This is a genomic window from Streptococcus parasanguinis (assembly GCF_031582885.1).
Taxonomy (GTDB): Bacteria; Bacillota; Bacilli; order Lactobacillales; family Streptococcaceae; genus Streptococcus; species Streptococcus parasanguinis_M.
The window spans coordinates 605843-620182 of sequence record NZ_CP133988.1; the positions used below are offsets into that span (position 1 = coordinate 605843).

At 46.2% G+C, this 14340-nt stretch carries 12 protein-coding genes and 1 pseudogene; 11 read left to right on the forward strand and 2 right to left on the reverse strand.

What is annotated here, in order from left to right:
• Positions 1–36 precede the first annotated feature (36 nt).
• From RDV49_RS03025 to RDV49_RS03070, 10 genes and pseudogenes are all read left to right on the forward strand, one after another.
• Positions 37–3747 (forward strand): alpha-L-fucosidase, encoded by a 3711-nt coding sequence (locus tag RDV49_RS03025; protein ID WP_003009031.1) that lies wholly within the window; start codon positions 37–39, stop codon positions 3745–3747.
• A 374-nt stretch (positions 3748–4121) separates the two neighbouring features.
• Positions 4122–4586, forward strand: a complete 465-nt coding sequence (locus RDV49_RS03030; RefSeq protein WP_003009029.1) for a CtsR family transcriptional regulator — start codon at positions 4122–4124, stop codon at positions 4584–4586.
• Positions 4587–7016, forward strand: coding sequence for an ATP-dependent Clp protease ATP-binding subunit (locus tag RDV49_RS03035; protein WP_003009027.1), 2430 nt, complete (start codon positions 4587–4589; stop codon positions 7014–7016).
• Positions 7017–7025: 9 nt separating this feature from the next.
• Entirely contained in the window at positions 7026–7514 is a 489-nt protein-coding gene (locus RDV49_RS03040) for a hypothetical protein (protein ID WP_003009025.1), read from the forward strand.
• Positions 7492–7899, forward strand: coding sequence for a DUF4430 domain-containing protein (locus tag RDV49_RS03045; RefSeq protein WP_003009023.1), 408 nt, complete (start codon positions 7492–7494; stop codon positions 7897–7899). Before RDV49_RS03040 ends, RDV49_RS03045 begins: the two co-directional genes overlap by 23 nt.
• 164 nt (positions 7900–8063) lie before the next feature.
• The gene (locus tag RDV49_RS03050) at positions 8064–8789 is read left to right on the forward strand and encodes a hypothetical protein (RefSeq protein WP_037608145.1); all 726 of its coding nucleotides are present in this window, start codon (positions 8064–8066) and stop codon (positions 8787–8789) included.
• Between the two features lie 164 nt (positions 8790–8953).
• Entirely contained in the window at positions 8954–10015 is a 1062-nt protein-coding gene (locus RDV49_RS03055) for an AAA family ATPase (protein WP_003009019.1), read from the forward strand.
• 10 nt (positions 10016–10025) lie between these two features.
• Positions 10026–10217 (forward strand): annotated as a pseudogene (locus RDV49_RS03060) (hypothetical protein); the annotation flags it as partial.
• A gap of 24 nt (positions 10218–10241) precedes the next feature.
• Complete coding sequence (locus RDV49_RS03065) at positions 10242–11018, forward strand: NUDIX domain-containing protein (RefSeq protein ID WP_003009015.1); 777 nt, start codon at positions 10242–10244, stop codon at positions 11016–11018.
• A 129-nt stretch (positions 11019–11147) separates the two neighbouring features.
• Positions 11148–11834, forward strand: a complete 687-nt coding sequence (locus tag RDV49_RS03070) for a YoaK family protein (RefSeq protein WP_003009013.1) — start codon at positions 11148–11150, stop codon at positions 11832–11834.
• Positions 11835–12025: 191 nt separating this feature from the next.
• Here the strand turns inward: RDV49_RS03070 and dusB are convergent, their stop codons facing one another.
• Both dusB and hslO read right to left on the reverse strand, forming a co-directional pair.
• Positions 12026–13003, reverse strand: coding sequence for a tRNA dihydrouridine synthase DusB (gene dusB, locus RDV49_RS03075; protein WP_003009011.1), 978 nt, complete (start codon positions 13001–13003; stop codon positions 12026–12028).
• A complete protein-coding gene (gene hslO, locus RDV49_RS03080) occupies positions 12990–13862 on the reverse strand; it encodes an Hsp33 family molecular chaperone HslO (protein ID WP_037608143.1) in 873 nt (290 codons plus the stop codon). Before hslO ends, dusB begins: the two co-directional genes overlap by 14 nt.
• 111 nt (positions 13863–13973) lie before the next feature.
• Between hslO and RDV49_RS10400 the strand changes: the two genes are divergently transcribed.
• Entirely contained in the window at positions 13974–14102 is a 129-nt protein-coding gene (locus RDV49_RS10400; protein WP_003002006.1) for a hypothetical protein, read from the forward strand.
• Positions 14103–14340: the final 238 nt, after the last annotated feature.

A 14340-nucleotide genomic window follows, 5' to 3' on the forward strand; every position in this document is an offset into this window, starting at 1 on the left:
CCACCCTCTTTACCTGGTGACATAAAGGAATAGAATATGGGAAAAAGATTAGTTGATCAGAGAAATCGATTTGGCATTCGTAAACTCTCAGTAGGTGTCTGCTCGGTAGTCGTAGCGACTTGTTTTTTAGGAACTACTACCAGTTACGCAGAGGAACAAGCTGAGAATAATGAACCGCGTGAAGAACGGGTTGAAACAAGCAATGCAGGAGATCAAGGAAAGGAGGAGAAAACTGTGAACGAGCACCAAGAAGCATCAGAACAACCCTCAGCAGCTACTAGTGAGAAAGAAAATCGCACAGTCAGTCAAGGGACAGAAGCAAGCCAACCAGCCACTTCTCTAAACGAGGAGACTGAGATTGCGGATTACGGACCACTTCCAAGCAAGGCTCAGATGCAATACCACCGCGAAGAGCTAGCAGCTTTCATCCACTTTGGGATGAATACTTACTATGATCGTGAGTGGGGAGATGGGCAAGAAGATCCTTATTATTTCTATCCAGAGCATCTGGATACCGATCAGTGGATCAAAACCCTGAAAGATGCTGGCTTTAAACGGACGATCATGGTCGTTAAGCACCACGATGGCTTCCTCTTGTACCCTTCCAAATATACCGACCATACCATTGCTAAAAGCGGTTGGAAGGATGGGAAAGGCGATGTCCTAGCCGAGGTTTCTGCTTCTGCCAGCAAGTATGACATGGACATGGGGGTCTACCTCTCACCTTGGGATGCTCACAGTCCGCTCTACCATGTGGATACAGAGGACCAATATAATGAATACTATCTCAACCAGCTTAAGGAAATCCTTGAAGATCCAAAATATGGGAACAAGGGCAAGTTCGTAGAAGTCTGGATGGATGGAGCGCGTGGCGATGGGGCTCAAAAGGTCACCTATACTTTCGACAAGTGGTTTGAAGCCATTCGTAAGGCCCAAGGGGATATTGCTATCTTCTCAGCTGAGCCGACCAATGTTCGTTGGATTGGAAATGAAAAGGGGATTGCCGGAGATCCGGTTTGGCAAAAGGTCAATCCAGATAAGATCCGCAACAATCCATCCAACAGCTACCTCAATCACGGGGATCCGGAAGGGAAGCAATACTCAGTGGGAGAAGCCGATGTCTCTATTCGCTCCGGCTGGTTCTACCATGACAATCAAGAGCCTAAGTCCTTGCGCGAATTGATGGACATTTACTTCAAATCGGTCGGCCGTGGAACTCCACTCTTGCTCAATATTCCACCCAACCAAGACGGAAAATTTGCGGATGCCGATGTGGCCCGTTTGAAAGAATTCCGTCAGACCTTGGACCAACTCTACAGTGTGAACTATGCGGCAGGAGCTTTGGTAGAAGCTGACTCGACACGACGCAATCCGCTCTACAAGGCCAGCCATTTGACAGATGGTGATGAAAAGACCAGTTGGGCACCTGCAGATGATGCCAAGACCGGCTCTTTTGTTCTCGATCTTGGAAAAGAACAGCATTTTGATGTGGTAGAGCTTAAAGAAACCATCGAGAAAGGCCAACGGATTTCTGGCTTCACCATTGATGTGGCAGTGAATGGCCAATGGGTTCCATATGGTGCTGGCTCAACCGTAGGATACCGCCGATTGATCAAAGGGCAACCAGTTGATAGTCGCTATATCCGGGTGTCCATCACCGATGCCCAAGCTACTCCAATCTTGAACGGAGTCTCTGTCTATAAGACGCCAGCTAGCATTGAAGAAACCGATGGATATCCGCTTGGTTTGACTTATCATTCTGACCGGACAGCAGAGCGGGCCAATGGCCAATGGAATGAAGAGGGAGAAGGCGTTCGAGGCACCTCTATGTGGACCAAAGAAAAGGGAGCTTCGGTGACCTATCAGTTTGAAGGCACTAAGGCCTATGTGATCGCAACTGTCGACCCTGGTCATGGGGAAATGGATGTCTATGTCGATGGCCAAAAGCTAGCGACCATCAATACCCAAAGCCCAAGCCGCAAACGTAGCCAAAAGGTCTATGAAACACCGGATTTGACAGCAGGATCTCACACCTTGACCTTGGTCAATAGCAAGGGAGATGCGATCGCAACGGAAGGGATTTATGCTCTCAATAACCAAGAAAAGGGTCTCTTTGAATTTGCTCAGCCAACCCTAGCTGTTAAGAAAGGCGACCCAGCGCAAGTCGTCGTCAAGAGAAAAGGTGGCTCTAAAGGAAGTGCCAGTCTCAAATTAATCACAGAACCAGGAACAGGGGTTCATGGCAAGGTCTACAAAGATACCAACGTCACCCTTGAGTTCGCAGATGGAGAGACGGAAAAAACAGTCCAAGTTCCAACCCTTGATTTTGCAGGAAAAGCGACCGACGTCTATGACTTTAAGGTCAAATTGCTCCATCCGGATCAAGGAAGTCTGGTCGGCTTTATTCCAGAACTGACAGTCCAAGTGATGAATGAAGACCAGTTGCCAGAAAATCGCAAAGAAGTGGATGACCAAGATCCGAAACTGCATTACAGTGAGGGTTGGCACCATGAGACGGACAACAAAGACTTTTCAAATGGCACAGAATCTTGGTCGAGCTTTAACCAAGTGACTGATGAGGAAGGCAAGAAACACATTGACGTGACCATTACCTTTAAGGGAACAGGCGTGGAGGTCCGAGGAGTGGTTGATCCAAGTCATGGTCTCTACAGCGTCACTTTGGATGGAAAAGAAATGGCCTTCGAAGAAGGTCGGGGCCATGATTATGAGATCGACGGCGACCATTATTTCAGTGGCTATGGAGACCAACGCAAGCTCGACCAGAGTTTGGTCAATCTGCAAGGTCTAGCAAAAGGCTACCATCAGCTACGCCTGCATCTGGATCCAGCCCTCAATGATCCTCAGTCATCTAGAGCTATCCAAGTAGACCGATTTATCCTATCAGGGAAAGATAGCCAGTTGCTCAGTCAAGAGGAGCTGCAACAGATCATCAGAGAAGGAGTAGAAAAGATCAAGACTACTTCTCTCGATCGCTTGAAAGCAGATCTCAAACCAACTGTTCAAGGACAATTGACGGACTTGACTCAGTTGTTGGATCAAGAGCGCCCAGATTTGGTTGCTGCAGCCAATCAAGTCGAAGCCCTTGAAACCATCTTAGGAGATGTTCACAATTATGAACCGCTGACGCAGACACGCCCAGATCAAGGTGTTCGGGATTTGATTCTTGAAAAACCAGAACTACTCATCGAAGCGGAGGAGATTCCATTTGAGAGTCAAACACGTGAGAACAAGGACTTGGCCAAGGGCGAAAGCCGGATCCTTCAAGCAGGGAAGGTCGGACGCCGCTTGAAATTGATCGAGGTTCGACAAGAAGAAGGCAAAGAAATTCGGACAGAAGTCGATGCCTTTGTCGAAGTGGAGGCCCAGGAGCAGATCACAGAAGTCGGAACGAAGGAAGCGGAAGAAAGTCCGTTGATAGCTGATATGCCGACTCCAACCACTCCTGTCACTCCAAGTAAGGTGCAACCAGAAGTTGCAACTCTTTCTCAAGCTGAAGACAAAAAAGAAAATGCAAGACCGGTTCTCTTGCAACCGAAAACCCCAGAAGCAGTTTCTGTTTTGATTTCAGACCATCCGGAAAAAGAAGATGTTGAAAGTCCTTCTCTACAATCGGAAGGAAAACTTCCTCAAACCGGTACAAAAGAAAGTGGTTTCTTCGCTTGGTTAGGCCTTCTTGGTCTAGGTTTCTTGGGTGGAGGCGCGAAATTCGCTCGTCGCAAAGAGTAGTTCATTCTTCGCATAAGAGGCTGGGACAAAAGTCCTAGCCTCTCAATTATTTTTGGATTGTCGAGCAAGACGCAGTGGTTGAGTGGGCTCTACTACGCTGATTTCATCAGCTTTTACAGCCCTACTCAACTGTGCGGAGGTGGGACGACGAAATCGAATTCTAACGAATTACCGATTTCTGTCCCACTCTCTTTTATTTTTCTCCTTTCCTTAAGAGATTCCTATTTCCATAGAGTCTTTGCTTTATTTACAGCCGTAAAAATTGTATAATAGTCAAATAAGGTCAATGATGAGAAGGAGTACTCCAAGGCCATTTTTATGGGCCAAAGAGCAGAGCATCCATCTAGAAAAAAAACAAGCCAGAAAGGAGCATCATGGCAAATAAGAACACATCTGATAGCATTGAAGCTTATATCAAGGCCTTGCTGGCTCAAGCTGGCATGGCAGAGCTCAAAAGAAGTGAGTTAGCCGATGTCTTTCAGGTCGTACCCAGTCAGATTAACTATGTCATTAAGACCCGCTTTACCGAGAGCCGAGGCTATATTGTAGAGAGCAAGCGCGGTGGTGGGGGCTATATCCGCATTGGAAAGGTCCAGTTTTCAGATCACCATCAGATGCTCCAAGACTTGGCAGCCAATATTGGAGAGACCATCAGCCAGCAGGTCTTCAATGATATCCTCCAGATGCTCTATGAAGAAAAATTATTGACACAACGTGAGACTCAGCTGTTGCTTGCGACGACCTCCGATGAGGTCCTAGGTCGAGATGCTCTCATTCTACGAGCAAGTATGCTGAAAAAAATCATTCAACAAGTAGATAGAAAAGGAAATACCGACTAGATGAACTATTCAACAGCACTGTTAGAAAGTATAGAAGCGGCCCAAATACTAGCAGGCCACTATCAGGGACATACCTTAGATACTTGGCATCTCCTGACGGCTATGGCCAATAATCCCTATAGCGTGGCAGGTTCTGTACTTAACGATTATCCTATGCAGATCGATGAGTTTCAGGATGCAGCGGAGCATATTACAGGCCAAGCTTTTCAAAGCGACAATCGGTATGAAATCTTCCCATTTTCTTATCGGATGGAAGCCATTATGAAACACGCAAGAGAGATTGCCCAGGTTCTTCATGCCAAGACCTTGGGAACAGAGCATGTGCTCCTCTCTCTTCTAGCAGACCGTGGAACCTTGGCGAGCCAAGTCATGGAGTTTGCCGGCTTTGCCTTTACAGAGCAAGACAAGGGAGTTCCTATTGCCTCCCTTCGCAAGAATTTAGAAGACAAAGCAGGCTGGGACAAGAATGATATCAAAGCCATTCGGAGTCTCTATCGGGCCCAAAACCCCAACCGCCAAACCATGGGAAATATGATGGGCATGCCCCCAAGCACCAGTGGAGGTCTTGAAGATTATACCCGTGATCTGACAGAAATGGCGCGTGCAGGCCAGCTTGAACCTGTGATTGGCCGGGATGCAGAGATTTCACGCATGATCCAAATCCTCAGCCGCAAGACGAAGAACAATCCTGTATTGGTGGGAGAAGCAGGGGTCGGAAAAACCGCTCTTGCATTAGGTCTGGCCCAGCGGGTCGCTAGTGGCAATGTTCCAGCTGAAATCGCGCAAATGCGTGTCTTAGAATTGGATCTCATGAATGTCGTTGCAGGGACGCGCTTCCGTGGGGACTTCGAAGAGCGGATGAACAATATCATCCAGGACATCGAAGAAGACGGTCACGTGATTCTCTTTATCGATGAACTGCATACTATTATGGGGTCAGGATCCGGTATTGATTCGACCTTAGACGCAGCCAATATTCTAAAACCAGCCCTGGCACGGGGAACCTTGCGTACAGTTGGGGCAACGACTCAAGATGAGTACCAAAAGCATATCGAAAAAGACGCAGCCCTCTCTCGACGTTTTGCGAAAGTCACCATTGAAGAGCCAAGTGTTGCAGATAGCATCCAAATTCTCCAAGGCTTGAAAGAGACCTATCAGGACCACCATCATGTGACAATTACCGATGAAGCGATCGAAACAGCTGTCAAATATGCCCACCGCTATTTGACCAGCCGTCAATTGCCAGATTCAGCCATTGATCTCTTGGATGAAGCGGCAGCTACTGTACAAAACCGCGATTCCAACGGTCACGTAAAAGAAGAGTTGACCGCCTTAGACCGGGCCTTGATGGATGGCAAGTGGAAGAAAGCAGCCCAACTCATAGAAGTAGAGGCCGCTCCCGTTGTCTACAAAAAAGAAGTCACTGACCAAGATGTCTTGGTGACCTTGAGCCAATTATCTGGTATTCCAACTCAAAAACTGACCCAAACCGATGCCAAGAAGTACCTCAACTTAGAAGCAGAATTGCACAAGCGCGTGATTGGTCAAGACCAAGCGGTTTCGAGTATCAGTCGGGCTATTCGACGCAATCAATCAGGTATCCGTAGCAATAAACGTCCGATCGGTTCTTTCATGTTCCTAGGACCTACCGGTGTCGGAAAAACAGAGCTAGCCAAAGCTTTGGCGGAAGTTTTGTTTGATGATGAATCGGCCCTCATCCGTTTTGATATGAGTGAGTACATGGAAAAATTCGCGGCCAGCCGCCTCAACGGAGCCCCTCCAGGCTATGTGGGCTACGAAGAAGGAGGCGAGTTGACCGAGAAAGTCCGCAACAAACCATATTCAGTTCTCTTATTTGATGAGGTGGAAAAAGCCCATCCAGATATTTTCAATGTCCTTTTGCAAGTCTTGGATGACGGAGTCTTAACCGATAGCAAAGGCCGGAAGATCGACTTCTCCAATACCATTATCATCATGACCTCAAACCTGGGAGCTACAGCCCTTCGGGATGATAAGACCGTTGGCTTTGGTGCCAAAGATATCCGCTTTGACCAAGCCAATATGGAAAAACGCATGTTTGAAGAGTTGAAGAAGACCTATCGTCCAGAGTTTATCAACCGGATTGATGAAAAGGTGGTCTTCCATAGTCTCTCAAGCGAGGACATGCAGCAGGTAGTGAAAGTCATGGTCAAACCGCTCATCGCGACCTTGGCAGAACAAGGCATGACCCTCAAATTCCAGCCTTCAGCGCTCAAGTTGCTAGCAACCAAAGGCTACGATCCAGAAATGGGAGCTCGCCCACTGCGTCGTGTCTTGCAGACCGAAGTGGAAGATCAACTAGCAGAGCTATTGCTGAAAGGTCAAGCCCAAGAAGGGCAAACGATCAAGGTTGGAACGACAGCTGGAACGATCAAGTTCGAGATTGTCTAGGAGGACGTCATGACGCTTCAGCGATTAACCCGTATTTCGCTTTTGGCGGCCCTTTGTGTCGCTCTACGTCAGGCTTTTGCCCCTTTCCCAAATGTCCAACCTATTTCTGCTGTCTTTTTTCTCTTGGTGATATTTGAAGGGTATAGCTTTGCTTTTCTTGTGATGATGATCACCATGTTTGTCTCCGCCTTTTTCCTGGGGATGAGCCTGATTGTGTTCTTTCAGATTGTCGCCTTTGGCTGTTTGATGCTCATTTGGCGCATCAGTTACAAGTGGTTGCCCTTTGTCCTTCAGATCCTTTTTGTGGGCCTACTGTCCTTTGCTTATGGGGTCTTGATCGATAGTGTTTATGCCTTGATATACCATATTCCTTGGTGGACCTATGCTTTGGTCAATGGTTTTAGTTTTAACCTTGCCCATGCTCTGTCGACGATCATTTTCTATCCCATTATTTATCAAATCTTTAGGAGATTTTATGTTGAAAAAAACCATTTCTAGCTTAATGACCTTACTTGCAGCTCTTCTTTTAGCGAGTTGCGCTTCGTCTCATAGCACAAACCATCAAACAACAGCTTCTAGCACAGAAGTTGCCAAGAAAAACGAAATTTCGATTACGATTGGCGTGACGCCAGAAGGTCAAAAAGCGCAATCGAAAACCTTGAAAGTAGCAGAAGAGAGCAACCTCATGAAAGTGCTCAAAGCCAACTACAAGATTGAAGAAAAAAATGGCATGATCACCTCGATTGACGGTCACAGCCAAGATGAAGCCAAAGGTCTTTACTGGATGTACAAGATCAATGGCGAAATGGCTCCAAAAGGTGCTGCTGAAACCACCGTTAAAAAAGGGGACAAGATCGAATTCTATCAAGAAGTGTATAAATAAGAAAAGCTGGACAGTATGTCCGGCTTTTTTTTGCAAAGTTTAGGAACTTACCTAAAATTTCTTTCAAATTAGAAAAATATTTGAGAAACTATTGACAGCCTCATATAACAGTGTTACAATAATGTTACAAAATATTACAAATGTTACAAAAAAGAGGTTCTGTTATGAAAAACAAAAAAATCATTTCCCTAGCAGCGCTAGCTTTGACAGCTAGTCTTTTCCTAGGAGCTTGTGGCGGGAATAAAGAAGAAAAAACTTCAGAAGCAAGCAGTTCAAAGACCAGTCTGGTTAAACAAACCAGCTCTTCTTCTAAGAAAAAAGTGATCACTAGTAAAGATCCGATTGCCTCTTCATCCTCTGATAGCAAATCAGAAGAAAGTCATACTGTTGGTAGCAAAAATAACCAAGCAGCAGCTAGTCAAACACCTGCTCCAGCTAAAGAAGCGACACCAGCAGCACCCGTAACAAAAGAAACAAAAGAAGTAGCCACTCCAGCAACACCAGCGAAAGCAAAATTGCCAAGTCTAGAAGACGGCCATGCCCAGGCTAAGAAGCAAGCTTCTGCGACGGAGAATGCCCAATACAAGGGAGTCTATTCTGTGGCAGCAGGGGATTTCTCTGCAGCAGCTGGGAATTGGTCTGACAAACGCGACACTGGAGTCACTATTGGCCAAGGTGGTCAAGTGACCATCCAACTTCCTGGGGGCCAACCCGTAGCCTATGGTATCAGCGCTTATAACTATACCTTGGATGATGGTCATTACCATGCTAATCTCTCAGCAGGCGATGGGTCTGCGGCGACTCTAGATATCGTAGTTGGAAAAGATGGCTCTGTATCTAGTGTGACGGTTTTGAAAGACGGTGTTAGCCACTCCCTCACTCGTGAATAAAATTCGAAAGATCTGAAAGGATAAGCTTCTCTTTTCAGATCTTTTTTTGTTGATTTGAAGAAAAATATATTTTTTTATAAAAAACTACTGACAGATAGAAAATATAGTTTATAATAAAAATATAAAGGAAATCTATTTATAAAAAATTATAAAAAGGAGTTCATATGAAAAAAGAAAGAATTGCCCTGGTTTTTGGAACCTTTGCGCCTCTTCATCAAGGGCATATTGACCTGATCCAGCGGGCCAAGCGTCAGTGTGATCGCGTTCGTGTCATTGTATCTGGTTATGAAGGGGATCGTGGTGAAGAAGTGGGACTGACCTTACAAAAACGCTTCCGTTATATCCGTGAAGCCTTCTCAAATGATGAGTTGACCCAAGTCTATAAGTTAGATGAGACAGAACTTCCTCGTTATCCCTTGGGCTGGGAGCCTTGGTTACAGACAGCCCTAAACACCATCCAGTATCAAACAGAGACAGAAGAGTTGATCTTTTATGTAGGGGAGAAAGCCTACAAGGAAGAGTTGGAAGCTAGAGGGTTTGAAGTTCACTTAGAAGAGCGCCGCTTCGGGATCTCTGCTACCATGATCCGGGAAAATCCAAGCAAATACTGGAAATATATCGCTCAGCCCTTCCGTCGCCAGTTCACAAAAAAAGTTTTGATCATGGGGAGCGCCAGCAACGGGAAAACGACCCTTGCAAAGGACTTGGCTCGCTTTTACGATGCACCTGTTAGTCTTGAGTATGCCCGTGAATACCAGATCAAGAACAATGTGCGGGATGATGAACTCACGCCAAAAGATTACTATTACCTACTCTTAGGACAGTATGATCAAACCTCTAAGCTCATCGATAGTAGTGCCAATCGAGGCCTTGTCATCGCAGATACTAATTCCCTGGTGACCAAGGGTTACTACGATTACTATATGGAAGTCGAAGGCCAGGATACCAGCATGACCGATACCTTTGACAACCTCTTTGTCAGTATTCTCTCCAAAGAAAAATGGGATTTGATCCTCTTTGTCCAGCCGATCGGTTCTTATGTCAATGATGGTTTCCGAGATATGACCATGGCGGACGAAGAAATCCGCACCAGCTTTTCAAATTACCTGGACCAATTGCGCCAGCAATACCTAGGAAACATTCCGACCACTTTCCTCGCATCAGACTACCTCGGCAACTACGAAGAAGCCAAGAAGGTGATCGATGCCATTTACCAAGCCGACTAAGGAGCAGCTTATGAAAAACCTATCTCAAAAATTCGCAACTTTTAGCCAAGACTTTAAAAATGTTCACCAAGAAGCGAAAAAGCAAGGCTTTGTCAATATTATGAAACTTCTATGGAAGGACCTTTTTGTAGGACGCACAGCCTTTCAATGGATCTATCTCCTTCTTCTTTCTAGCGTTCCCTTCTTCTTAGAATGGACCAAAGCCCTCAAGAAGGAGGTGGATTAGATGGCAAGTCTCTCGATTCCAGCAGGAATGACGGAGAAAGAGTATTTTGAGACGGTCGCTAGTGAAGCAGACTTTCTCAAGTGGTACAAGGAGCAAGATCTGCCAACTTATGAAACTCCAAGTGTCACAGCGGACATGGTGGCTTACTGTTTTGTTGAAGGCAAGCTCAAGCTCTTAGCCATTCGCCGCAAGGCCCACCCTTATCAACACCGCCTCGCCTTGGTGGGGGGCTTTGTGAACAAGGATGAAGATGCGACTCATGCCTGTATCCGAGAAGTCAAAGAAGAAGTTGGGCTCGATCTGCCAGTGAATAAGGTGGAGCAGCTCATGACAGTTTCCACCCCTGGGCGGGACCCCAGAGGCTGGGTCATTACCATCGCCCATCTGGTCTATCTGCCGGCAGAAGCAGTAGACTTAGCCCATGCAGGTGACGATGCCAAGGAAGTTGTTTTTCTCGATGTCGATTTCAAAAAGTCCCAGTGTTTGCTCGATGGAGAACCCTTAGCTGCTTCTGATTTTGCCTTTGACCACTACCAGATTATTCAAGAGTCGATCAAGCGGATTCAGGGGCGTCTGGACTGGAATCCAACCTTCCTCTATCTGTTAGAGGAGCCTTTCACCGTTTATGAAGCAACCGAGTTGGTCAATCTGATCAATCCTGGACGCCCCATCGTTAGCAATAACTTCCTCGTGAAGTTCGGAGAATTCGTGGAAGAAGTGGGTGTCAAGCGGGTTCCTAAGAAAAAACCACGGAAGACCTATCGCTTAAAACAGTAGATCGAGCGGGGTTCATTCTACCAGCCCTCCCTTACTTTTAGTAACGGAAGGGCTTTTTCTGATTTTTCCTGCTCCACTTGTGTGCAAAGTGGTATAATAATCATAATTGAAATCAAAAGAGACAAGACTATGGAAGAAAAAATAATTTTACCACAAAATACACGACTGATGGGGGCTCTACTTGGTTTTATCGGAGGGGGCCTCGATGTTTTTTGTCACATGCACTACCGGAGTTTGGTCGCGACCCAAACGGGGAACCTACTGCTTCTCATCGCTGATTGGCACGATCCCCGTGTCGAAAATACCATCATGCGTTTTTCATCTATTCTATTTTTCTCGATCGGCTTTGTGGTTGCCCTCCATATCAAAGAGTATCGCAAGACAGCCTTTTGGCGGACCAAGATGTTGATTCCTTTGTTTGTGGTGACACTCCTGATTCCCTTGGTGTCTGTCATACCACCTGTAGAAGTTCCCTTTATTGCTTTTGGAACAGGGATGATGATGTTGACCTTTACAGGGAGCCTCATCGAAAATCACCCTTATGTGATCTTTATGACTTCCGGCAATTACCGCAAGATGCTGACGGCCTTGTACCGAATCACTCGAGGAAAGGGAGATTTGGACGAGTATCGGCGTCAGGCCATGAATTACGGGATTGTCGTTGGAAGCTTTATTGCGGGAGCTATTAGCGTAGCCATCCTCATGCATTTCATTCACCAATGGGCCATCTGGCTGATCACAGCCAACCTCTTTTTGATCATGACCTACTACACCGCCAGAGTCAAACAACTCGGCCTGCAAACAGACAATCTATAAAAAGAGGCTGGGACAAAAGTCCTAGCCTCTCAATTATTTTTTGATTGTCGAGCAAGACGCAGTGGTTGAGTGGGCTCTACTACGCTGATTTCATCAGCTTTTACAGCCCTACTTAACTGTGCGGAGGTGGGACGACGAAATCGAATTCTAACGAATTACCGATTTCTGTCCCACTCTCGCTTTTTGTATTTCTATGCTTTTAATTGTAAGAGTTCTTCAATCTCAGCTAGAGTGCTAGCTTGCGAGATGGCTCCGCGGAGTTTGGCTGCGCCAGATGTTCCACGAAGGTAGTGAGGGGCTAAGCCGCGGAATTCGCGAACGGCAATGTGCTCACCCTTGAGATTGATCAAGCGCTTCAAGTGCTCATAAGCAATCTTCATCTTGTCTTCGAAGGTCAAATCAGGTAGAATTTCTCCTGTTTCAAAGTAGTGATTGATTTGATTGAAGAGGTAAGGATTCCCCATAGCAGCACGGCCGATCATGACTGCATCTGCACCAACTTCTTCGATCCGTTGTTTGGCGTCTTGAACTGTACGGATGTCACCATTGGCGATAAATGGAATCTTGGTCAGAGCTTGTGCAACCTTGTGAAGGGTCTCAAGATCCGCATGCCCCGTATACATTTGTTCCCGAGTCCGACCATGCATGGCAAGGGCAGATACGCCTGCGGCTTCCGCTGCGAGGGCATTCTCAACTGCTAGAGAAGGGTCAGACCAACCTGTCCGCATTTTAACAGTGAGGGGGATATCCAGGACAGATTGAACCTTGTTGATAATAGAGTAAATCTTATCAGGGTCCCTGAGCCACATGGCACCAGCCTCGTTTTTGACGATCTTATTAACTGGGCAGCCCATGTTGATATCAACGATATCAGTTTTGGTATTTTCTTGGATAAATTCTGCTGCGCGTGCTAAGCTATCTTCGTCGCTCCCAAAGAGCTGGATTGATACTGGATTTTCTCCCTCATCGATATGGAGCATATGCAGGGTCTTTTCGTTGTTGTATTGGATCCCTTTATCAGAGACCATTTCCATGACCACAAGGCCAGCTCCGAGTTCTTTCGCAATGGTCCGGAAAGCTGAGTTGGTCACACCGGCCATGGGGGCTAGGACCGTCCGGTTTGGGATCTCGACGTTCCCAATCATAAAAGGTGTATTAAGATTTGTCACGAATGAGTTCCTCCAAGTCGTTTTCATCAAAGTGGTAAGTTGTCTGACAGAATTGGCAAGCGATTTCCGCGCCATGGTCTTCGTCCTTCATTTCTTGAAGGTCTTTGGCTGGTAAGCTTGCCAAGGCATTCATGAAGCGTTCCTTGCTACAGTCACACTGGAAGCGGATCTCTTCTTCTGAGAGACGCTTGTATGGTTCGTCACCATAGATGGCAGTAAGAAGGGCTTCAATATGGTCGTCAGAGGCTAAAAGGGTAGAAATGGCCGGCATTTCTTGGATCCGTTTTTCAAAGCTGGCAATTTCTTCTTCCTTGGCATTTGGCAAGACCTGCACTAAGAAACCACCGGCAACCTTGACCTTGTCTTCTTCATCAAGGAGGACATTGAGCCCAACCGCAGATGGCGTTTGTTGGCTTTCAGTCAAGTAATAAGCTAGGTCTTCACCGATTTCTCCAGTGACGAGAGGTGTCATGGAATGATAAGGATTGCCTGTGCCGTAGTCGGTAATCACTAGGAATTCCCCGTTTCCGACAAATGGTCCGACCACGACTTCACCGGTCGCTGTTTTCTTGATATCCACACCAGGATTTTGCACGTAGCCTTTGACGTTTCCTTGAGTATCTGCCACAGTGATGATAGCACCAAGTGAGCTAGTGCCCAGGATTTTCACTGTTATCTTGGTGTTTCCCTTTTCATTGGCTGCGAGAATTTGACTAGCGATCAGGGTGCGCCCAAGGGCCACTGTTGAACTTGCTTGTGTCTGATGGTATTCTTGGGCTGCTCGCACGGTCTCTGTACTGTCTAGTACAAAGGCACGGAAAGAGCCACTTTCTGAGATAGTTTTGATAATTTTGTCCATACCTTTTATTTTAACACAAAATAGAAAAACAGGCGCAGGCCTGCGCTTGTTTTTTGGGGTTAGGAAGAATTTTAAGACCAAAAATAGTATAATAAAACAAAGGAGGCTAGCATGAACCAATCTTTGAAAGCGGCAGTCTATGGTTTGGCGGTAGCTGATGCATTAGGGGTTCCGTATGAATTTTTAACCCGAGGCAGTTTTAAAGCGATTGAGATGGTGGGCTATGGAAGCCAACAGTAACTGGCTGGAACTTGTTCAGATGATACTAGCCTTGTATTCGCGGCCTATGATTCTTTTTGGGAAAAAGGGAAGATTTCCTCTGCTATATGCAGGAGAGGTTTGAAATTTGCTTGTTAGAGGATGATTTTACAGCAAATGACTTGCTATTTTAAACTTGTAGGAGGACCATGCTTAATCTTTTTAGGTTATCATCTAAAACTCTACCTCGGTTACAAAACAAAAACGCAGAGACATCTTC